Source organism: Kitasatospora sp. NPDC087271, assembly GCF_044744605.1.
Classification (GTDB): Bacteria; Actinomycetota; Actinomycetes; order Streptomycetales; family Streptomycetaceae; genus Kitasatospora.
The window spans coordinates 34,921-55,199 of sequence record NZ_JBIUYQ010000019.1 but is presented as its reverse complement, the minus strand read 5'-3'; the positions used below and the strand labels follow the sequence as shown (position 1 = coordinate 55,199).

Below are 20,279 nucleotides of genomic sequence, written 5' to 3'. Positions count from 1 at the left end.
CGGACGGCCTCCCACTGCGCAGGCACCGCCCGCCACCCCGGCCGCAACGGGCCCCGGGGTTCGTTACGCAGCCGATGGGCGGCCGTGACACGACCGGCCGGGGACCGCGACACGGGCCTCCTACCGTCATGGACGACGCACCGGCCGCCCCGGCCGGGAGGCGTCCATGACGAAGGAGAACACCGTATGAGCAGGAGCCGTACCCACCGCTCCCCCGCCCGCCGCGTGCTGGCCGTCTGCGCCCTGACCGGCGGCGCGCTGCTGACCGTCGTCACCGGCGGACAGGCCTTCGCCGACGGGACCCCGTCCGCCACGCCTGCTGCGGGTGCCGGCGTGTCGGCCACCCTCACCTCGACTCCCAGCCCGGCCCGGCCGGCCCCGGCCGCCCCCTCGGTCGCGGGCAAGGACGCCGCTGTCACGCCCACCGCGAAGCCCAGCGCGCAGCCCGTCGTCAGTGGCGCGCCCACGGCACAGCCCGCCGCCGGTGGCGCCGGGGTCTCCAGTGACGGCAAGGCCCAGGTCCGTGAGGTGCCCAAGGGCGCGGCCCAGGCCGGCGACGGATCCGGCGAGACCGACAGCAACGGCCTGATGCTGGCCGGTGGCGGGGCCGTCGCGGCCGTCGGCGCCGGTGCGCTGGGCTTCGCGATGCTGCGCCGCCGCTCCGGTGCGCGCGGCTGACACCGGCCCCGAGTCCGCCGGGCACCCCGGCGCCGTTCCCCCGCCCTTGACCGGGCGGGGAGGCGGCGCCGGGGGCCCGGTGGGTACCGGGGCCCCGGCGGGCGGCGGGCAGCCCGACAGCACGCCCGGCGCCGACGGGCCGGCCCGCCACGGCCGCCCGCGCGGTGGCCGCAGCCGGCGGCGCCGCAAGGCCTCCCCCGGCCCGGGCACACTGCGCCGGACGGCGTTCGGTGCGGCGGGCCTGGCCTGCCTGGTCCTGGGCACCACCGTGGCGTTGTCCGGCCAGCAGACCCCGGTGGTGCGGGTCGAGCCCTCGGTGCACGGCAGTACCGACAACCCGGCGGCCGCGCCCTCGGGAGGCCCCGGAACCGCGGGGACCACAGGGACCGCCGGGAGCCCGGCCGGCGCGCCGAAGCCGTTCGCCGCCTCGGCGCCGACCCGGCTGCTGGTCCCGGCCGCCGGGGTGGACGCCCCGGTGACCGGCCTCGGGCTGAACCCCGACGGGACAGTAGAAGTGCCGGCAGCCGACCGGGCCGACGAGGTCGGCTGGTATCGCAACGGGCCGACGCCCGGGGAGGCCGGCCCCGCCGTCCTCATCGGGCACTACGACACCGCGCACGGCCCGGCGGTCTTCCACGGCGTGCCGAAGCTGCGGCCGGGCGACCTGATCCAGGTGCGGCGCGCGGACGGCAGCACCGTGGACTTCAAGGTCCGCTCGCTGCTCCAGGCCGCCAAGGACCGCTTCCCGACCGAAACGGTCTACGGTGACACTCCCGAACCCGCTCTCAGGCTCATCACCTGCGGCGGGCGGATCGGCTCGGACGGGCACTGGACGGACAACATCATCGTCCTGGCGGACCTGGCCGGTCCGGGCGGCGCGACCGGCTGAAGCCGCCGCGCCGCCCCGGTCGTCCCGGCCGTCGGGTCGTTTCGACTGTCGAACCGGCGCGGCGGCCGGGACGGCGGGACGGGAACCACCGACCGCCGTCCACGCGACCTACCACCGAAGCCGGTGCGGGGACAAACCGGCGCATCGCCGCAGACCAGGAGGACGAGCACCGACCGTGGCAGCAGCATCCCCACCCCGCCGCCGGCCCGTCGCCGTGCCGGTGGCGGCCCTCGCCGCCCTGGCCGTCCTCGTGACGCTCGCGGCCCTGGCCCTCGGCCGTGCCACCCCCGGCGGGCTCCAGGACCACGGCGCCACCCAGCCGGTGGCACCGCCGCTGGTGGCCCAGCCGCTCTGGCCCGACCTGGCGGCCTCCCCGCCGCCGCGCCCTCCCGCCACCGGCGCCGGGGCCGCCACGCAGGCCGCGCCGCAACCCGTCCCGGACGTGACCGTCCCCGGGCACGACATCAGGACGGTCGACGTCCGCACGGTGCTCGCCAAGGACTCCACGGTGGGCCCGGAGGAGCGGCGCGCCCTGGACTCCTGCCCCGCCTGCGACATCCGCAGCCCCGAGTTCCGTGACCTCACCGGCGACGGGCGGGACGAACTGGTCGTCGCCGTCGTCACCCCCGGGCCCGTGGTCCTGCACGTCTACCTGCTGGCCGACGACCGGCTGCTGCCCATCCTCCAGGTCGAGGTGCTGAAGGGGTTCAGCGCCGCGACCGTGGGATCCGACCTGTGGCTCTACGAGCCCACCGGCGCGTTCGTCCGGACCAGCAGCCACTACCAGTGGGACGGCGTCCGGCTCGGCCTGCTGGAGCGGAAGGTCGAGGACACCGGCCCGATCGCCGGCCCGGGCGGCGGACCCGCGAACGGCAGCGCACAGACGCCCACCAGCACGCCCAGCGCCGGCCCCGCCGTCTCCCCGCACGACGGCCGCGCATCCGCCCAACCGAAGCCCGCCATACCCGAGCCGGGCGCCGGCGCGGGCGTCTCCTCCCCGAGGACGGCCGTCCCGGTCCCCATCCGCCCGCCCTCGGCTCCCTCGGAAGCGAAGCCATGAACCCCCCAGCCGCGCCCGCCCACCCGCACATCCTGCTCGTCGAGGACGACGAGGTGATCCGGGAGGCCACCCGGATGGCCCTGGAGCGCTACGGCTTCCCGGTCACCACGGCCGCCGACGGCCTGGAGGGCCTGGAGGCCTTCCACGCCGTGCGCCCCGACCTCCTCCTGCTGGACGTCATGCTGCCGCTCCTCGACGGGGTCGGCCTCTGCCGCCGGATCCGGGAGGAGAGCCAGCTGCCGATCCTGATGATGTCGGCGCGCACCGACCCGGTCGACGTGGTGTCCGGTCTGGAGGCCGGGGCGGACGACTACGTCGTCAAGCCCTTCGAGAGCGCCGTGCTGGTCGCCAGGATCCGCACCGTGCTGCGCCGGGTGCGGGTGGTCCCGGCCGAACCCGCGCTGCCCGAGGAGCCGGTGGACCCCGCCGTCCCCGTCGCAGCGCCTGCTGCCGTCCCCGCCACCGCCGTCCCCGCCACCGCCGTTCCCGCGGACACCCCCTCCCCCGCGCTGCGCAGCTTCGACGGCATGCAGGTGGACACCGACAGCATGGAGGTGCGCGTCGACGGCCACCTCGTCCCGCTCACCCCCACCGAGCTGCGGCTGCTGCTGGAGTTCACCGCCGCGCCCGGCATCGTGCTGGAGCGCTCCACCCTGCTGGAACGCGTCTGGGACTACGACTGGGGCGCCGACACCCGGGTGGTGGACGTCCACGTGCAGCGGCTGCGCGCCAAGATCGGCTCCGGCCGGATCGAGACCGTCCGCGGGTTCGGCTACAAGCTGCGGCGTCCGGCATGACCCTGCGCCGTCAGATCGCCACCGCCGTCGCCGCCATCGCCGTCCTGGTGGCGGTGGCCGTCGGCCTGCTGGTCCACCAGGCGATGATCCGTCAGCACGTGGACCAGGCCCGCGCCGCCGCGCTCGCCGCGCTCGGCTCGGCCGTGGACACCTACAAGCGCGGCGAGGTCACCGACCGGTTCGCCCTGGACGACCCGGCGCTGCCCGAGGGGCTGCGGACGCTCGCGGCCGGCGGCCGCGAGGGCTCGCTGCTCGCCGGCGGTCCGCAGGGCGAGTCGATGTGGGCGGCCCGACCGGTCCAGACCGGGGTGCTCTCCGTCCGGGTGGACTTCACCCAGGACCGGCAGGCGATCGCCGACCTCGACCGGATCATCCTGATCACCGTCGTCGCCGCGGTCTTCACCACGGTCCTGGCCGGCGTCCTGGTCGCCGACCGGATCAGCCGCCGACTGCGCACCGCGGCGACGGCCGCCCGGGGCATCGCCGCCGGCCGGACGGACACCCGGATCGGCGAGCTCGTCGACGGGAAGGACGAGGTCGCCGACCTCGCCGCCGCCGTCGACCTGATGTCCCGCACCCTGCACCAGCGGCTGGAGGACGAGCAGCGCTTCACGGCGGACGTCGCCCACGAACTGCGCACCCCGCTCACCGGCCTGGTCACCGCGGCCGAGCTGCTCCCGCCCGGCCGCCCCACCCAGCTCGTCCAGAACCGGGTACAGGCCCTGCGCTCGCTGGTCGAGGACCTGCTGGAGGTCTCCCGCCTCGACGCCGACGCCGAGATCCCGGACTTCGCCCCCGTCCCGCTGGAGCGGGCGGTGCGCCGCACCGTCACGCTCACCGGTCTGGAGGTCGACGTGGACGTGGCCGCCGACCGCCAGGTCCGCACCGACCTGCGCCGCCTCGACCGCATCCTCGGCAACCTGCTGATCAACGCCCACCGGCACGGCACCGCGCCGATCCGGCTGCACGTCGACGGCCACCGGATCACCGTCCGCGACCACGGCCCCGGCTACCCCGACGACCTCCTCGCCCGCGGCCCCCAGCGCTTCCGCACCAACGCCCCCGAACGCGGACGCGGCCACGGCCTCGGCCTCACCATCGCCACCGGCCACGCCCGCGTCATCGGCGCCGGCCTCACCTTCACCAACCACCCCGACGGCGGCGCCCTCGCCACCCTCACCCTGCCCGACGACCCGTCCCGCCCCTGACCGCTCGACCGCAGCCGTGAGACATGGCCGCCGTGTGGCGGCCGCCGGAGCAGCGGCTGCCACACGGCGGCCGGGGCCTGAGGGCGGCCCCCGTACGGCCGCCGCTCAGTCGCCGCTCAGCTGTCGCTCGGCTGGACGACGCACGCCGAGTTCGCGAGCATCGACCCGAAGCCGCCGAGCAGCGTGGAGACGACAGCCTTGCAGGCGGCAGCCTCCTGGGGCGTCTTGGGCCCGTCGGCGGCGGCGGCCGGCTGGGCGAGGGCGATCGGCGCGGCCAGCAGCAGTGCGCAGCACGCCACGCCCAGTACGGACCGCTGCACGAGGGCGGACTTCTTCAGGAAGGACGACGGGAAGGACATGTGAGCCCCTTCGGGGGAGGTGGGATCGGCGAAAAGCCGAGCCATCCCTATCCGAAGGGGCTCACCCGTTCCCGGATTCTGCGCCATCCGTGAGCGTGTCCAGGTCAATGGTCAGGTCGGGGCCGGGCGATCGCCCCGGGCCCGTCGGCCACCCCGGTGCCCGAGCCCGGCCGAGCCCGGCCGAGCCCGGTCGGGCCCCCCGAAACATGGTCACGCTCCGGAACCGCCCAGGTCATTCCTGCGTTCACGATCACGTAACCGGCCGGAAGCGCGGCGTCGGTAGCGTCGGCGGCATGACGGCATCACGCACTCGCCCCGAACGGCTCTGGCACCGGCCTTTCCGCAGGTCCGACCGCAGGTGCGCGGCGCCCGAGGGCCAGGCCGCCCGGCTGCCCGCGCTCACCGGGGGCCCGTTGCGGTCCGCCCGCCCGCACCCCCCGGTCGACCGGCCGCGAGCCGTGACGGACCCGGACCGGGAGGCGCCGTCCCGGCTGACGCTGGCGGACGGGACGGCGCTGACGCTGCGCCCCGCCGGACCGGCCGACCGGGCCGCGGCCCTGGCGATGCACCTCCGCTGCTCCCCCGCCTCGCTGCGGCTGCGCTACCACGGGCCGGTCCGCGACGCCGGCCGCTACCTGGACCACCTGCTGGACGCCCGGCACGGCCACAGCCTCGCCGCGACGGCCGCCGACGGGCGGATCGTCGCCCTCGGGCACCTGATGTGGGACGACGACGAGGCGGAGCTGGCGGTGCTGGTCGAGGACGCCTGGCAGCGGCGCGGACTCGGCCCGGCCCTGCTGCGGCAGCTGTCGGCGGCGGCCCGGGCGGCCGGTGTCACGACCGTGTACGCGGTGACCCACGCCTCCAACACCGGGCTGATCACCGCGATGCGCCGGCTGGCCGCGCCGCTGGACTTCCGGGCCGAGGACGGCACCCTGGTGATCACCGCCACGCTGGCCGCGGACGAGCCGGTCTCCTGCGCCCGCCCGGGCCGCTGATCTTTCCTTCACCACATCCTCACCCGGAACCCCGAGAGCCCGGAGAGCGTCCCAAGCAGCGAAGGCCCCCTCCGTACACCGTCTTCCCCGACGACCCGTCAGGACGCCCGAGGCGGCGCCTCCGGCCGTGTCGCAGCAGGCTGCCTGGGGTCCGGATCATCGAGCCGGGCGGCGGAGTCGGTAGGCTGGCCCCGTCCCCGCCGCCCGACGGCCCGTTGATTCGGACCCGGGTGGTGCCGCAGCAAGGAGGAACCACTGAGCATGGCAGGCACCGAATCGGAGCCCACAGGCGCACGCGACGCCTCGCTGCCGGCCCGCGCCAAGATCGCGGTCACGGCCGGTCGGGTCGCTGCCGCCGTGTCCCGCAAGGCCGGACGCGGAAGCGGCTCGGTGATCGGCGGCAAGGTCGCCCTGAGGCTCGACCCCGACCTGCTCGCCACCCTCGCCGACCACCTCGACGTCGTCCTGGTCAGCGCCACCAACGGAAAGACCACCACGACCCGCCTGATCGCCGAGGCGCTGCGCGCCGCCGGCCCGGTGGTCTCCAACGCCCTGGGCGCCAACATGCCGGCCGGCATCACCTCCGCCCTGGCCGGTGGCTCGGACGCCCGCTTCGGCGTGATCGAGGTCGACGAGAAGTACCTGGCGGGCGTCGCCCGCGACACCCGCCCCAAGGCGATCGCCCTGCTCAACCTCTCCCGCGACCAGCTCGACCGCGCCGCCGAGACCCGGATGATGGCCGAGAAGTGGCGCGAGGGCCTTCAGGACACCGAGGCCGTGGTCATCGCCAACGCCGACGACCCGCTGGTGACCTGGGCCGCCTCGTCCTGCAAGAAGGTGGTCTGGGTGGCCGCCGGGCAGGCCTGGAAGGAGGACGCCTGGTCCTGCCCCGCCTGCGGCGGTGTGATGCAGCGCCCCGGCGACGACTGGTTCTGCCAGGAGTGCGGCTTCCGGCGCCCCAACCCGCACTGGGCGCTCCAGGGCACCCACGTGATCGACCCGCAGCGCGGCGCCTGGCCGATCCAGCTCCAGCTGCCCGGCCGGGCCAACCTGGCCAACGCCACCAGCTCGGCCGCCGTCGCCGCCGTGTTCGGCGTCTCCCCGCAGGTCGCGCTGGAGCGGATGCGCTCGGTCACGGCCGTGGCCGGCCGCTACGACGTGGTCCAGTACCAGGGCCGGGACATCCGGCTGCTGCTGGCCAAGAACCCGGCCGGCTGGCTGGAGACCTTCTCGCTGATCGACGGCCCGCCCGCGCCGGTGATCCTGTCCGTCAACGCGCTCGACGCCGACGGCACGGACACCTCCTGGCTGTGGGACGTCGACTACGAGCGCCTCGCCGGGCACCCGGTGTTCGTGATGGGGCAGCGCAAGCTGGATCTGGCCGTCCGCCTGGAGGTCGCCGGACTGCAGTTCCACGTGGTGGACACGCTGGAGCAGGCCGTCCGGATGGCCCCGCCCGGCCGGATCGAGGCCATCGCCAACTACACCGCCTTCCAGCAGCTGCGGAAGGTCGTGGCCGGCTGATGCCGCGCCTGCAGCCCCATCTGATCGTGACGGAAGGCCTTCGAGGATGAGTGAGAGCAGCCTGCGCGTGGTCTGGGTCTACCCGGACCTGCTCAGCACCTACGGCGACCGCGGCAACGCCCTGGTCGTGGAGCGCCGGGCCCGCCAGCGCCATCTCAACGTGACCCGGATCGACGTCCGTTCCGACCAGGCGGTCCCCACCAGCGGCGACATCTACCTGATCGGCGGCGGCGAGGACCGTCCGCAGCGGCTCGCCGCCGAGCGGCTGCGCAACGACAGCGGCCTGATCCGGGCCTCCGAGAACGGCGCGATCATCTTCGGCGTCTGCGCGGGCTTCCAGATCATGGGCCACGAGTTCGTCAACGACCTCGGCGAGCGCGAGCCGGGCCTCGGCCTGCTCGACGTCTGGACCACCCGCGGCGACGGCGCCCGCTGCGTCGGCGACGTCCTCGCCGACGTCGACCCGCGCCTCGGCCTGCCGCAGCTGACCGGCTTCGAGAACCACCAGGGCGTCACCCACCTCGGCCAGGGCGTCCAGCCGCTGGCCACCGTGGTCGCCGGCCGGGGCAACGGCACCGGCGACGGCACCGAGGGCGCCTGGCGGGACACCGTGTTCGGCACCTACCTGCACGGCCCGGTGCTGGCCCGCAACCCCGCCGTGGCCGACATGCTGATCAAGCTGGCGCTGGACGTCAACGCCCTGCCGCCGGCCGACACCACCTGGTACGACGCGCTGCGCGCCGAGCGCATCGCCGCCACGACGCGCCCCGCGTAGTACGTCCGTCCGCCCCGACGCCCGGGTGCCCGCGATGCGGTCACCCGGTTCAGGGGCGGCCCCGGACGTACCACAATGGGGCTGCCTACTGCACACCCTCCTCGGCAGCAGGCTGCACTTTCCGCGCGGGGGCGCCGACGGCGCCGCTCCCGCGTCGGCTCCTGCCCGGCCGGACCAGGGGCCGTATGCTCGACTTCGCGGCCGTTTTCGGGCGTTCTGTCCGGATCGGCCGGTCCTTCACCCCGCGGCCACCTCCCCGCCACTCCGGCGTGGGAGCGCCCCGCTACGGTGACGGCTCGTCGTCCCAGCCTGTAGTCCGGCCGTTCCTCGGTTCTGCTCGGGAGTTGCAAAGCTAATGCGTATCGGAGTGCTGACCAGCGGCGGTGACTGCCCCGGCCTGAACGCGGTGATCCGTTCCGTGGTCCACCGGGGGGTGGTCGACCACGGCGACGAGATCATCGGTTTCCAGGACGGCTGGCGCGGTCTCCTGGAGGGCGTCCACCGGCCGCTCACCCTCGACTCGGTGAGCGGCATCCTGGCCCAGGGTGGCACGATCCTCGGCTCGTCCCGGGTCCAGCCCAGCCACCTGCGCGACGGCGTCGAGCGCGCCAAGCGACTGTGCGCGGACCTCGGCATCGACGCGGTGATCCCGATCGGCGGCGAGGGCACCCTGAAGGCCGCCAAGCTGATGAGCGACGCCGGACTGCCGGTGGTCGGCGTCCCGAAGACCATCGACAACGACATCGCCTCCACCGACGTCACCTTCGGCTTCGACACCGCCGTCTCGGTCGCCACCGAGGCGCTGGACCGGCTGAAGACCACCGCCGAATCCCACCAGCGGGTCATGGTCGTCGAGGTCATGGGCCGGCACACCGGCTGGATCGCGCTCAACGCGGGCATGGCGGCCGGCGCGCACGCCATCGTCGTCCCGGAGCGGCCGTTCCACATCGACAAGCTGACCGCCGTCGTCCGCGAACGCTTCGACCGGCAGAAGAAGTTCGCCATCGTGGTCTGCGCCGAGGGCGCCAAGCCCGAGCCCGGCACCATGCACTGGGAAGAGGGCACCAAGGACATCTACGGCCACGAGCGGTTCACCGGCATCGCCACCCAGCTCTCCCGCGAGCTGGAGCACCGACTCGGCAAGGAGGCCCGCCCGGTGATCCTCGGCCACACCCAGCGCGGCGGCACCCCGACCGCGTACGACCGGGTGCTCGCCACCCGCTTCGGCTGGCACGCCGTCGAGGCCGTCCACAAGGGCGCGTTCGGGCACATCACCGCGCTGCAGGGCACCGACATCAACCTGGTGCCGATCGCCGAGGCCGTCGCCGAGCTGAAGACCGTCCCGCAGGAGCGCTACCTGGAGGCGGAGACGGTCATCTGACCTCCCCCACCCCGTCGATGGCCCGGACCGCTACCGGTCCGGGCCCTCGCGCGTCCGACGGGCGCCCCTGCGACGGCCCCGCTAGCGTGACCGGTGAAGCGGACCACTCGCGGAAGGGCAACCGATGGAGATCCTCGCGTACGGGGTGCAGGCCGACGAACGGCCGCTGCTGGAACAGGCCTTCGCCGGCCGGCACGGGCTGCGCTGCCTGAGCATGTTCCTCAACCGCGACACCGCCCCGCTCGCCGCCGGCTACCCGGCCGTCAGCAGCAGCGTCAACGCCGTCCTCGACGCCGAGACCCTCACCGTCCTCGCCGCCGGCGGCACCGAGCTGATCGCCCAACGCTCCACCGGCTTCAACAACATCGACCTCGACGCCGCCGCCGACCTCGGCCTCACCGTCGCCCGCGTCTCCTACTACAGCCCCTACGCCGTCGCCGAACACGCCTGGACGCTGGCCCTGGCCGTCAACCGCCGGATCGTCCGGGCCGCTGGGCGCAGCCGCGAGTTCGACTTCCGCCTCGACGGCCTGCTCGGCCGGGACGTCCACGGGATGACGGTCGGCGTCATCGGCACCGGCAAGATCGGCGAGTGCTTCACCCGCATCGCGGCCGGCTTCGGCACCGAACTGCTCGGCTGGGACATCGCCCGGAACCCGGCCTGCCTCGACCTCGGCATGACCTACACCGAACTGCCCGAACTCCTCTCCCGCGCCGACCTGATCAGCTTGCACGTGCCCCTGCTCCCCGCCACCCACCACCTGATCGACGCCGCAGCGCTGGCCCGGATGAAGGACGACGCCATCCTCGTCAACTCCAGCCGCGGCGGCCTCATCGACAGCGCCTCCCTCGTCGAGACCCTGCGCGCCGGGCGCCTGTCCGGCGTCGGCCTCGACGTCTACGAGGAGGAGACCGGCGTCTTCTTCACCGACCGCTCCATCGAAGGCATCACCGACGACGTCCTCGCCCGCCTCGTCACCTTCCCCCAGGTCCTCGTCACCAGCCACCAGGCCTACTTCACCCACACCGCCGTCGGCCAGATCATCGACGCCACCGCCCGCAACATCGACGACTTCGCCGCCGGCCGGACCAACGAGAACACCCTCGTCCCGGCCTCCCGCAGCTGACCCAGCGCCAGCCGGGGACGGAGCGGGGCGCTCCGTCCCTCCCGGAGTTCTCGAACACCGTTGCCGAACCGTTGGGACTCTCGTCGAGGACGACCGCCCGAACAGCCACTCACCAGCACTTCTAGCGTGCCTGCGCACACGGCCGCGCACACGACCGCGCCCAGATCGGCTCCCCGGTGGCGGTTCTCCTCCCCTCGCGTATCCGTCGGACCGGGCAGAGAGTGGAGGGAGTGGGCTTCAGGGAGGCTTGATGGTCATGGACCGCTACCCGCCCATCGCCGAGCACGGCCTTGTCGGCGACCTACAAACCGCTGCTCTGGTCTCTTCCCGGGGAGTCGTCGACTGGTTCGCCGCCCCCCGGTTCGACTCGCCGAGTGTCTTCGCGGCCCTGCTGGACCACGACCGCGGCGGCTATTTCCGCTTCGCCCCCGTGGAGGAGTCCACCACCTGCAAACAGCTCTACTACCCGGACACTGCGGTCCTGGTGACCCGGTTCATGTCACCCGACGGGGTCGGTGAGGTCTTCGACTTCATGCCGCCGGACCGGATGGGTACGCCCACCGACCGGCACGTCCTGGTCCGCGGGGTGCGGGCCGTACGCGGCACGGTGCGCTTCACCCTGGAGTGCCGGCCGCGCTTCGACTACGGCCGGGCGACCCACGAACTCGACCTGCGCGACAACACCGCGGCCTTCCGGGCACCGGGCATCGCCGCACACCTGCAGAGCACCGTGCCACTGCGGCCGGACGGTGCCGAGGCCCGGGACGTACGGGGGGAGATCACCCTGAACACGGGCGAGCACGCGGCGGCCGTGCTGACCGTCCACGGACCGGACGGTGAGCCGCCGCCTCCGCTGACCCAGGGCGGGGTGTCCGAGCAGTTGTGGGAGGTCGTCGACTTCTGGCAGCGCTGGGTGCGCGGCTCCCGCTACCGCGGCCGGTGGCCCGGGATGGTCAACAGGTCCGCCATCACCCTCAAGCTGCTCACCTACGCCCCCACCGGCGCCCCGATCGCCGCGGCCACCATGGGCCTGCCCGAGCAGGTCGGCGGGGAGCGCAACTGGGACTACCGGTACACCTGGGTCCGCGACGGCTCGCTGTCCGTACGGGCGCTGCTCGACCTCGGGTTCGTCGAGGAGGCCGCGCAGTTCACCAGTTGGCTGGGCGAGCGGCTGGGCGACCGCCTGCGCAACATGGACGGTGTCGAGGGAGAACCCCTCCAGGTCATGTACCGGGTCGACGGTGACCCCGAGCTCACCGAGGAGATCCTCGAACACTTCGAGGGCTACCGCGGCTCGTACCCGGTGCGGGCCGGGAACGCCGCCGCCGACCAGCTCCAGCTCGACATCTACGGCGAGGCGCTCTACGCCCTGGCGGAGGGCCAGGAGATCAACATGCGGGCCGGTTACCACGGCTGGAAGAACCTCGCCCGCACGCTGGACTGGCTCGCCGACTCCTGGGACCGTCCCGACGAGGGCGTCTGGGAGACCCGCGGCGGACGCAAGGACTTCACCTTCAGCCGGGTGATGTCCTGGGCGGCCTTCGACCGGGGTCTGCGGCTGGCGGCCGACTTCAGCCGTCCCGCCGACACCCTCCGCTGGACCGCCGCCCGCGACGCCATCCTCGAACAGGTGATGGAACGCGGCTGGAACGAGCGGGAACAGGCCCTCACCCAGTACTACGGCGGCGACGTCCTCGACGCCTCGCTGCTGCTCATCCCCAGGGTCAGGTTCCTGGCCCCCCGGACGGAGAGCTGGCTGAAGACGCTCGACGCGATGGAGCGCACCCTGGTGTCCGACAGCCTGGTCTACCGCTACGACCCCGCGGCCTCGCCCGACGGCCTGCGCGGCTCGGAGGGCACCTTCAGCCTCTGCACCTTCCTCTACGTCGACGCCCTCGCCCGGGCCGGGCGCCTGCGGGCGGCCCGCTACGCCTTCGAGAAGATGCAGACCTACGCCAACCACGTCGGCCTCTTCGCCGAGGAGATCGGTCCCAGTGGCGAGCAACTGGGCAACTTCCCTCAGGCGTTCACCCATCTCTCGCTGATCATGGCGGCCACCACTCTCGACGACACCCTGGACAGGGCCCTTGACCGAGAGCACGGCTACTGACCGGACACCCTGCGGTTCTGCCAGAGCGGAGCCCCCTTGGGGATGGTGATCCCGGCGAGCTCGATGTCGGCCAGCGTGGTTTTCTGGGGCGGCCTCGTTCCGGCCTCGCGCAGCTGACCCACAGTTCGGTCAGGCAGGCGGCCCGGGGCTCAGCCGTGTTTCGACTCCGGCAGGCGGGCGCAGGGGGCGCCGTCCGGGGTGTCGGGGGCGGTGGTGTCCCAGGCCCGCAGGGCCGTGAGGGCGGCGGCGCGGGCGGGGGCCGTCGGCCGGACGCCCTCCGGGGCGAGCAGGAAGTCGGCGACCGGGGTGAGCAGCAGGGTGGCGGGTCCGGCCGGGAGGAGGCGGGCTTCGTCCCACTGGTGCCGGACGACGGTGCGGCGCAGCAGGGTGCCGTGCCGCGGCCGGAGCGGGCGGGCGAGGGATTCGCGGCGGCGGAGTTCGGGGGCGACCTCGGCCTCCAGGACGGTGCGCACGCCCCCCAGGGAGCCCAGCGGCACGTGTTCGGCGGCGAGGTCGAGCAGCGCGACGGCCTCCGGGGCGAGCCGGTAGGCGGCGACCACGGCGGCGGTCTCGACGGGCTCGAAGGACTGCCGGCCCAGGCGGGCCACGTCGATCACGTCACCCGCCCGGAAGGCGCGGCCGAGTCCCTCCTCCGCGAGGGCGATCAGGCACTCGACGTGGTCGTCGGCCGCCAGGTAGGGCCGGACCGGGACGGTGGCGAGGTCGCCGGTGAGCGCGGCGGTGCCGAGCCGGACCTGGTACCAGGGGTCGAGCAGCGGGTCCTCGGCCGGCCAGCGCAGGGTGACGCAGGTGTGCCGGGGGCGCTCGCCGATCAGGGTGACCTCCACGGACTCCACCGGGTGTTCGGTGACCAGCCGGCTGACGGCCTGCCAGAGCGCCGCCTCGGTGGGGCTGACGAGGGTGAGCTCGCCCAGCGGCCGGGGCAGGTCGGACGGGTAGTAGCCGGCCAGCGGGAGGTCGCGGATCGGGCGCACCCCGGTGGCGTCGGCTAGGTCGCGGGCGATCCGGGCGTAACAGTCGGCCCGGTCCCGGGCGCGCTGAAGCTCGGCGCGGGCGTGCTCGCCCATCCGGACGTCCTCCCGGACGAGCGCGGCGAGCACCAGGTAGGGGAGGTCGCGGGCGCCGCGGGCGCGGTGGAGCAGTTCGACCGGTCCGGCGACCGGGTCGACGTCGAGCAACCGGTAGAGCAGGTCGGTGTTCACTGGCGTCGGCCTCCGAGAGACGTGGTGGTCGCCCGGGCGGCGGCACCCGGGGGGTGTGGCGGGCCCGGCGGGTCGTACCGGGCCGACGGCTGGGGCCACACCAGTGATTGTGACGGTGGGCGATCAACACCGGATCACTACGGGGTCGACGATCTCTCGACAGCCCACCGGCTGGCGTGGGTTGATAGTGACTCATCAATCGGGGGGCGGACGCGTGCGTGGGCGGGGGCGGGCACATGAAGCGGGCAGGTGCACGAATGGGTGATTTCCGGTTCTCGGTGCTGGGGTTGATGAGAGCGCAGCGCGGCACGACCGTGCTGAAGGTCGGCAGTCCCCAGCAGCAGGCGATGCTGGCGGTGCTGCTGCTCCGGCCGGGGCACGGCGCGAGCGCCACGGACCTGATCGACGCCCTGTGGGGTGAGGAGCCGCCGAGCACCGCGGTGACGACGGTGCGGACGTACGCCTGGCGGTGGCGCAAGATCCTGCACGGCGACGAGCCGGACGCGCCGACCGTGCTGACCTCGGTCGGGGACGGCTACCGGCTGGTGCTGCCCAAGCACTCCGTGGACGCGGCGCAAGGGGAGGAGCTGGCGGCGCAGGCCGAGCGCACGGCGGCCGCCGGACAGCCGCAGCAGGCGCGTGACCTGCTGAACCAGGCGCTGGAGCTGTGGCAGGGCGAGCCGCTGGCCGGCATCCCCGGCCCGTTCGCGCAGCGGCAGCGCCAGCGGTTGCAGGAGCTCCGGCTGACCCTGCTGGAGGAACGGATCGCCCTGGATCTGACGCTGGGCCGCTTCTCCCGGTGCATCCCGGAGCTGACCGCGCTGACCACCGAGCACCCGCTGCACGAGCGGGCGTACGGGCTGCTGATGCGCGCGCTGTACCAGGCCGGGCGGCAGGCGGACGCGCTGGCGGTGTACCGGAGCGTGCGCCAGTTGTTCCTGGACGAGCTGGGGGTGGAGCCCGGGGCCGACCTGGACCAGCTGCACCGGCGGATCCTGGAGGGCGACCTGTCGCTCGCCGCCCCGGCGCCGCCCGCGGCGCTGCTCTCCAGCCCGGTGAAGCCGGCCGGGCCCGGGCCCGAGGCGCAGGATCCGCCGGACGGCCCCGCGGCGGCGGGTGCGCCCGCCGCGCCCGCCGGCACCACCACGGCGTCGCCCAGACCGGCCCAGCTGCCGCCCGACGCGGCGGACTTCACCGGCCGCACCGTCCTGGTCGAGCGGCTGGGCGAGGCCCTCGGCGCCCCGGACCAGCAGGCGCTGGTGATCGCGACCGTGGTCGGCATGGGAGGGGTCGGCAAGACCGCGCTGGCCCTGCACGTCGCCCACCGGGCCCGCGACGCCTACCCCGACGGGCAGCTCTACGTCGACCTGCGGGGCGCCGACACCACGCCGGCCGACCCGGAGGCGGTGCTCAGCAGCTTCCTGGTGGCGCTCGGCGTGCCGGCCGACGGGGTGCCCGAGGGGCTGGACGCCCGCTCGGCGCTGTTCCGCTCGGTGGTCGACGGCCGGCGGCTGCTGCTGGTGCTCGACAACGTCCACGACACCGCGCAGATCAGGCCGCTGCTGCCGGGCGCGGTCGGCTGCGCCGTGCTCACCACCAGCCGTACCCGGCTCTCGGGCCTGCCCGCGTCCGTCCAGGCCGACCTCGGCGTGTTCGAGCCGGCGGAGGCGCTCGAACTGCTGGGCCGCACGATCGGCACCGAGCGGCTGGCCGCCGAACCGGAGGCCGCCCGGGAGCTGCTGCTCGTCTGCGGCCACCTGCCGCTCGCGGTGCGGATCGTGGCGGCCCGGCTGGCCGCCCGGCCGAGCTGGACCGTCCAGACGCTGGGCCGCCGGCTGGCGGTCGAACGGCGGCGGATCGACGAGCTGCGCATCGGCGACCTGGCGGTGGAGGCCGCCTTCGAACTGAGCTACCGCCAGTTGACGCCCGCCCAGGCCCGGGCGTTCCGGCTGGCCGCCTCGGTGGACGGCCGGGACATCGGGCTGCCCGCCGCGGCCGCCCTGCTGGACCTGGACGAGTACGACGCCGAGGACCTGCTGGAGTCCCTGGTGGACGTGGCGATGATGGAGTCGCCGTTCCCCGGCCGCTACCGGTACCACGACCTGCTGCGCGCCTTCGCCCGGCGGCGCCCGGACCACCCGGGCGCGGCCGTGGAGGCCCGTGACCGGCTGCTGGACCACCTGCTGGCCACCGCGTGCGCGGCCTTCCAGCACGCCGTCCCGGGAGATCCGGCCGCCGGTGCGCTCGGGCCGGCCCGCAGCGCGGGCGTGGACCTCGGCGGCCCGGACGGCGCCCGGGCCTGGGCCGAGGCGGAGGGTTCCGGGGCGATCGCGCTCGCCGCCCAGGTGGCGTGCTGGACCGTCGCGGACGACACCGCGCCGCCCCCGGCCGACGGCGCGGCACCGGACCCGTTGCGCGCCGCGATCGACCTGCTGATCGCGCTGACGCCGTTCGTCCTCGCCCCGCCCAGCCGCCAGCTCGCCAGTACGGCGGAGGCCCTGGCCGCCGCCGCGGACCACCACGCCGACCACCGGGCAGCTGGTCGGGCGCACTTCCTCCGCGGCAACGTCGCCCTGGCCGCCACCCGGTTGGAGGAGGCCGAGGCGGCCTCCCGGCTGGCGGTGGCCGCCTCCCGCTCGGCGGGCGACACGGTGATCCTGCGCCAGGCGCTGAACGACCTCGGCCTGGTCTGCCAGTTCCTCAGCCGCTACGACGAGGCCGTCGGGCACTACGACGAGGCGCTGCTGCTGGCCCGCGAACTCGGCCACCGCTCCGGGGCGCTGGTGACGACGGTGAACGCCGCGTTGGCCCGGGTGCGCAGCGGGCGGGCCGCCGAGGCCGTGCCGATCTGCCACGAGGCGCTGGCCGAGCTGCGGACCCGGCACGACGATCCCGGCCGGGCGTACACGCTGTACGTGCTGGGGCTGGCGCTGCACGGGCTGGGGCGGCACGAGGAGGCCGTCACCTGGTTCGGCGAGTGCCTGGCGGTGGCCTCGGCGGCCGGGCTGCGGGCCCGGGCCGCGCACGCCCGCTACCGGATGGCGGACAGTCTGCGCTCGCTGGGTCGGACGGACGAGGCGCTGGAGCACGCCGGGCAGGCGCTGACGCTGTGCGAGGAGCTGGGGGCCGAGCGGGACCAGGGCCAGGCGCTGGTGGTGCTGGGCCGGACGCTGGCGGACCTCGGGCGGGAGGCCGAGGCGTGGGGCCGGCTGCGGGAGGCGCATCGGATCTTCGTCCGGCTGGGGCTGCCGGAGGCGGAGGAGGTGGCGGGGCTGCTGCCCCGGGGGGAGGGTCCGAACGCTTCGGCCGCTACGGCTGCTTCGGCCTCTTCGGCTCCGTCGACGTCGTCGGCTCCGTCCGTCCCGGATGGGCGTCGGGGCGGTGGCCGGGGGGCGTCGGGCGCTCCGGTGACGAGCTGCGGGCCGGGCCGCTGACGAGCTGATGACCGGTCACTGAAGAATCGATCCTGCCGCTTTCCGGTGCGGTCAGGAGACAGTGCGGTCAGGAGCCAGTGCGGTCAGGAACTGGTGCGGTCAGGAGCCGGTGCTGTTCCAGTCGCCGGTGCTGCCGTGGACGGTGCCGGTGGGGCTGGGCTGGGCGGGGGTGGGCGTCGGCGTCGCGTCGCCGCTCACCACCGTCGCCGTCCCGGTGCCGGCCGTCTCCGCCACGGCGGCCGTGGCGGAGAGGCCGGCGCCCAGGGCGACGACCACCCCGAGACCGACCGTGAACAGCCGGAGGCGGGTGGGGGCGGTGGCCGGACGCTGCGTCATCTCTGGTGCTCCCTTGGCTCGCTTCCCCGGTGGGAAGGGCTTCCGTCGTGGTGTGCCACCAGTCTGGCCGGGAGCGTTCAACGGCGGATCTACAGCCGAGCACCACTGATCACGGCCGCCCGTCGAGGCCGTCGTTCAGGCCGCCGCGCGGATCTCCAGGGTGCAGCACTTGACGCTGCCACCGCCCTTGAGCAGCTCGCTGAGGTCCATCCCGATCGGCCGGAACCCGCGCTCCCGCAGCCGCGCGGCCAGGCCGACGGCCGCCTCCGGCAGCACCACGTGCAGGCCGTCGCTCACGGCGTTGAGGCCGAACACCGCCGCGTCGGCGCCGTCCACCAGCAAGGCGTCGGGGAACAGCCGGCGCAGGACGGCACGGCTGCCGGCCGAGAAGGCCTCCGGGTGGTACATGATCTCGTCGCCGTCCAGCACGGCGAGCGCGGTGTCCAGGTGGTAGTAGCGCGGGTCGACCAGCTCCAGGCCGATCACCGGGCGCCCGAAGAACTCCTGGGCCTCCGCGTGCCCGTCGGCCACGCTGCGGAAGCCCCGCCCGGCCAGCACGGAGCTCGCGGTCAGCAGCAGGTCCCCCTCGCCCTCGTTGACGTGCTCCGGATCGCGCGTCTCGAAGCCCCGGGCGCGGAACCACTCCAGGTAGGCCGGGCCCTCGGCGGCCCGCTCGGCGTTGCGGAAGCGGGCGCCGAGCACCTTGCCGTCCACCACGGTGGCGCCGTTGGCGGCGTAGACCATGTCGGGCAGGCCGGGCAGCGGGTCGATCAGGTCGACCCGGTGGCCGAGCTCCTGGTAGAGGGCGTGGAGCCGCTCCCACTGGGCGACGGCGAGGTCGGTGTCGACCGGCTTCGCCGGGTCCATCCACGGGTTGATCGCGTAGGTGACCTCGAAGTGGGTCGGACGGCACATCAGGTAGTGGCGCGGGCGGGCGGTGCGGGTCATCGGAGGCTCCAGGGGTCGGGAGGGAAGGTCAGGCAGGTCAGGTCAGGTACGGGCAGGGCTGGCGGTTCGGGTGCTGCGGCGGTCCGGGTGCTGCGGCGGTCCGGTCAGGAGACGGGACGCCCCGGGCGCTCGGGCAGCTCGGGCGGCTCGGGCCGCTCGGGGAAGTCGCGCAGGCCCCGCAGCGGGCTCGCCAACAGCACCCCTCCGGCGGAGAGCAGCACGCCCGCCATGATCCAGATGGTGGTGCGGGCGCCCAGCGCCTCGCCGAGCCAGCCGCCGGCCAGGGCGCCGACGGGGATCGCACCGTAGTTCAGGGTCGCCGCGCTGGCCCGGATCCGGCCGATCATCTCCGGCGGGCAGTAGGCCTGGTTGAAGCTTCCCGCCAGCACGTTCCCGGCGATCACCCCGCCCACCGCGACGGCCCAGGCGAGCGCGCACACGGCCAGCGGCAGTCGCTCCCCCGCGAGCGGCAGGAGGAGGATGAACGGCGCCACCACCAGCTCGCAGAGCAGCAGTCCGCGCGCGCTGCCGAGCCGGCGGGCGATCCGCCGGGCCAGCGTCGCCCCGGCCAGGCCGCCGACGCTGACCACCGCGAACACCATGCCCACCGCGCCCGGTTCGACGCCGACCGACCGGATCAGGAACACCGTCTGCACCGCCTGGATGCCGTTCAGCCCCAGGTTGCCGACCGCGCCGAACAGCGCCAGCGTCCGCAGGTACGGGTCGTGCGCCAGGAAGCGCACCCCGTCGCCGATCTCCCGCAGGAGGCCGCGCCGCGCGGACCGCGGCGGCGGCTGCTCGACCGTCCGGATCCGGCTGACGCAGATCGCGGAGACCACGTAGCTGACGGAGTCCGCGAGCAGCCCGCTGGCCGCGCCGAACGCCTGCGCCAGCAGACCGGCCACGCCCGGCCCCGCGATGTCGGCCGCGGAGGCGCCGGAGCGCAGCTTGACGTTGCCCTCCAGCAGGTCCTCCTTGCCGACCAGGGTCGGCAGCACGGCCCCGTAGGCGGTGGAGAAGAACACCTTCACGGCTCCGGTGAGCAGGGCCACCACCACCAGCTGCGGCATGCCGAGCACGCCCAGCCAGCCGGCCACCGGGACGCTCGCGAACAGCAGGAGCAGCAGCAGGTCGCAGACCAGCATCACCCGCAGCCGCGGCCAGCGGTCGACCCAGGCGCCGGCCGGCAGGCCGAGGAACAGCCAGGGCAGCCAGGCGGCGGCGTTCAGCACACCGACCGCGAGCGGGCCGGCGTCCAGCGTGACGACGGCGACCAGGGCCAGTGCCACGCTCCCGACGGCCGTGCCGAGACCGCTGGAGGTCTCACCGATCCAGAGCCGGCGGAAGTCGCCGTGGGCCCACAGGCCCCACCGGCCGCGAGGCGGTCCGGTCGGCGGTGCGGCGGGTGCGGGGACGGTGGTGGTCATCGCGGA

17 protein-coding genes are annotated in these 20,279 nt (G+C 74.6%); 12 read left to right on the top strand and 5 right to left on the bottom strand.

Going from position 1 to position 20,279, the window contains the following annotated elements:
- The first annotated feature begins 186 nt into the window (after window positions 1–186).
- The 5 genes from ACIO9K_RS27515 (at window position 187) to ACIO9K_RS27495 (ending at window position 4,632) form a co-directional block, all read left to right on the top strand.
- Window positions 187–678: a hypothetical protein gene (locus ACIO9K_RS27515; protein WP_400333952.1), complete on the top strand. Its 492-nt coding sequence runs from the start codon at window positions 187–189 to the stop codon at window positions 676–678.
- Window positions 679–757: 79 nt separating this feature from the next.
- Window positions 758–1,567: a class F sortase gene (locus ACIO9K_RS27510; protein ID WP_363625935.1), complete on the top strand. Its 810-nt coding sequence runs from the start codon at window positions 758–760 to the stop codon at window positions 1,565–1,567.
- A gap of 175 nt (window positions 1,568–1,742) precedes the next feature.
- Window positions 1,743–2,627 carry a hypothetical protein gene (locus ACIO9K_RS27505; RefSeq protein WP_363625933.1) on the top strand — a complete coding sequence of 295 codons (885 nt, stop codon included), beginning with the start codon at window positions 1,743–1,745 and terminating at the stop codon, window positions 2,625–2,627.
- The gene (locus ACIO9K_RS27500) at window positions 2,624–3,424 is read left to right on the top strand and encodes a response regulator transcription factor (RefSeq protein ID WP_363589697.1); all 801 of its coding nucleotides are present in this window, start codon (window positions 2,624–2,626) and stop codon (window positions 3,422–3,424) included. The genes ACIO9K_RS27505 and ACIO9K_RS27500 overlap by 4 nt, the downstream gene beginning before the upstream one ends.
- A complete protein-coding gene (locus ACIO9K_RS27495; RefSeq protein ID WP_400333947.1) occupies window positions 3,421–4,632 on the top strand; it encodes a sensor histidine kinase in 1,212 nt (403 codons plus the stop codon). Before ACIO9K_RS27500 ends, ACIO9K_RS27495 begins: the two co-directional genes overlap by 4 nt.
- Before the next feature lie 116 nt (window positions 4,633–4,748).
- On the opposite strand, the gene ACIO9K_RS27490 is transcribed toward ACIO9K_RS27495, so the two are convergent.
- Window positions 4,749–4,991 (bottom strand): hypothetical protein, encoded by a 243-nt coding sequence (locus tag ACIO9K_RS27490; RefSeq protein WP_363589325.1) that lies wholly within the window; start codon window positions 4,989–4,991, stop codon window positions 4,749–4,751.
- A 293-nt stretch (window positions 4,992–5,284) separates the two neighbouring features.
- On the opposite strand from ACIO9K_RS27490, the gene ACIO9K_RS27485 reads away from it, so the two are divergent.
- The 6 genes from ACIO9K_RS27485 (at window position 5,285) to ACIO9K_RS27460 (ending at window position 12,905) form a co-directional block, all read left to right on the top strand.
- A complete protein-coding gene (locus tag ACIO9K_RS27485) occupies window positions 5,285–5,989 on the top strand; it encodes a GNAT family N-acetyltransferase (protein WP_363625926.1) in 705 nt (234 codons plus the stop codon).
- A gap of 261 nt (window positions 5,990–6,250) precedes the next feature.
- Entirely contained in the window at window positions 6,251–7,513 is a 1,263-nt protein-coding gene (locus tag ACIO9K_RS27480; protein WP_350886666.1) for a MurT ligase domain-containing protein, read from the top strand.
- A gap of 46 nt (window positions 7,514–7,559) precedes the next feature.
- A complete protein-coding gene (locus ACIO9K_RS27475; protein WP_363589322.1) occupies window positions 7,560–8,288 on the top strand; it encodes a glutamine amidotransferase in 729 nt (242 codons plus the stop codon).
- A gap of 355 nt (window positions 8,289–8,643) precedes the next feature.
- Window positions 8,644–9,669: a 6-phosphofructokinase gene (locus tag ACIO9K_RS27470; protein ID WP_350886672.1), complete on the top strand. Its 1,026-nt coding sequence runs from the start codon at window positions 8,644–8,646 to the stop codon at window positions 9,667–9,669.
- A gap of 124 nt (window positions 9,670–9,793) precedes the next feature.
- Window positions 9,794–10,795 carry a 2-hydroxyacid dehydrogenase gene (locus ACIO9K_RS27465; RefSeq protein WP_400333942.1) on the top strand — a complete coding sequence of 334 codons (1,002 nt, stop codon included), beginning with the start codon at window positions 9,794–9,796 and terminating at the stop codon, window positions 10,793–10,795.
- Between the two features lie 256 nt (window positions 10,796–11,051).
- Window positions 11,052–12,905, top strand: coding sequence for a glycoside hydrolase family 15 protein (locus ACIO9K_RS27460; RefSeq protein ID WP_400333939.1), 1,854 nt, complete (start codon window positions 11,052–11,054; stop codon window positions 12,903–12,905).
- 149 nt (window positions 12,906–13,054) lie between these two features.
- Here ACIO9K_RS27460 and ACIO9K_RS27455 read toward each other — a convergent pair whose 3' ends face one another.
- A complete protein-coding gene (locus tag ACIO9K_RS27455) occupies window positions 13,055–14,128 on the bottom strand; it encodes a hypothetical protein (RefSeq protein WP_363621053.1) in 1,074 nt (357 codons plus the stop codon).
- 257 nt (window positions 14,129–14,385) lie between these two features.
- Here ACIO9K_RS27455 and ACIO9K_RS27450 point away from each other — a divergent pair, with 257 nt between their 5' ends.
- Entirely contained in the window at window positions 14,386–17,562 is a 3,177-nt protein-coding gene (locus tag ACIO9K_RS27450) for an AfsR/SARP family transcriptional regulator (protein WP_400333936.1), read from the top strand.
- Between the two features lie 99 nt (window positions 17,563–17,661).
- Here the strand turns inward: ACIO9K_RS27450 and ACIO9K_RS27445 are convergent, their stop codons facing one another.
- The 3 genes from ACIO9K_RS27445 to ACIO9K_RS27435 all read right to left on the bottom strand — a co-directional run bounded on the left by ACIO9K_RS27445 (window position 17,662) and on the right by ACIO9K_RS27435 (window position 20,273).
- Complete coding sequence (locus ACIO9K_RS27445; RefSeq protein WP_363621049.1) at window positions 17,662–17,898, bottom strand: hypothetical protein; 237 nt, start codon at window positions 17,896–17,898, stop codon at window positions 17,662–17,664.
- Window positions 17,899–18,033: 135 nt separating this feature from the next.
- Entirely contained in the window at window positions 18,034–18,846 is an 813-nt protein-coding gene (ddaH, locus tag ACIO9K_RS27440) for a dimethylargininase (protein ID WP_400333933.1), read from the bottom strand.
- Window positions 18,847–18,950: 104 nt separating this feature from the next.
- The gene (locus tag ACIO9K_RS27435; RefSeq protein WP_363621044.1) at window positions 18,951–20,273 is read right to left on the bottom strand and encodes an MFS transporter; all 1,323 of its coding nucleotides are present in this window, start codon (window positions 20,271–20,273) and stop codon (window positions 18,951–18,953) included.
- Between the last annotated feature and the right edge of the window lie 6 nt (window positions 20,274–20,279).

Excerpts from the sequence above, each read along its gene's own strand:
- ACIO9K_RS27515 (WP_400333952.1), top strand. The coding sequence starts at position 187 with ATGAGCAGGAGCCGTACCCACCGCTCCCCCGCCCGCCGCGTGCTGGCC.
- ACIO9K_RS27500 (WP_363589697.1), top strand. The coding sequence starts at position 2,624 with ATGAACCCCCCAGCCGCGCCCGCCCACCCGCACATCCTGCTCGTCGAG.
- ACIO9K_RS27495 (WP_400333947.1), top strand. The coding sequence starts at position 3,421 with ATGACCCTGCGCCGTCAGATCGCCACCGCCGTCGCCGCCATCGCCGTC.
- ACIO9K_RS27490 (WP_363589325.1), bottom strand. The coding sequence starts at position 4,991 with ATGTCCTTCCCGTCGTCCTTCCTGAAGAAGTCCGCCCTCGTGCAGCGG.
- ACIO9K_RS27485 (WP_363625926.1), top strand. The coding sequence starts at position 5,285 with ATGACGGCATCACGCACTCGCCCCGAACGGCTCTGGCACCGGCCTTTC.
- ACIO9K_RS27480 (WP_350886666.1), top strand. The coding sequence starts at position 6,251 with ATGGCAGGCACCGAATCGGAGCCCACAGGCGCACGCGACGCCTCGCTG.
- ACIO9K_RS27475 (WP_363589322.1), top strand. The coding sequence starts at position 7,560 with ATGAGTGAGAGCAGCCTGCGCGTGGTCTGGGTCTACCCGGACCTGCTC.
- ACIO9K_RS27470 (WP_350886672.1), top strand. The coding sequence starts at position 8,644 with ATGCGTATCGGAGTGCTGACCAGCGGCGGTGACTGCCCCGGCCTGAAC.
- ACIO9K_RS27465 (WP_400333942.1), top strand. The coding sequence starts at position 9,794 with ATGGAGATCCTCGCGTACGGGGTGCAGGCCGACGAACGGCCGCTGCTG.
- ACIO9K_RS27460 (WP_400333939.1), top strand. The coding sequence starts at position 11,052 with ATGGACCGCTACCCGCCCATCGCCGAGCACGGCCTTGTCGGCGACCTA.
- ACIO9K_RS27450 (WP_400333936.1), top strand. The coding sequence starts at position 14,386 with ATGGGTGATTTCCGGTTCTCGGTGCTGGGGTTGATGAGAGCGCAGCGC.
- ACIO9K_RS27445 (WP_363621049.1), bottom strand. The coding sequence starts at position 17,898 with ATGACGCAGCGTCCGGCCACCGCCCCCACCCGCCTCCGGCTGTTCACG.
- ddaH (WP_400333933.1), bottom strand. The coding sequence starts at position 18,846 with ATGACCCGCACCGCCCGCCCGCGCCACTACCTGATGTGCCGTCCGACC.
- ACIO9K_RS27435 (WP_363621044.1), bottom strand. The coding sequence starts at position 20,273 with ATGACCACCACCGTCCCCGCACCCGCCGCACCGCCGACCGGACCGCCT.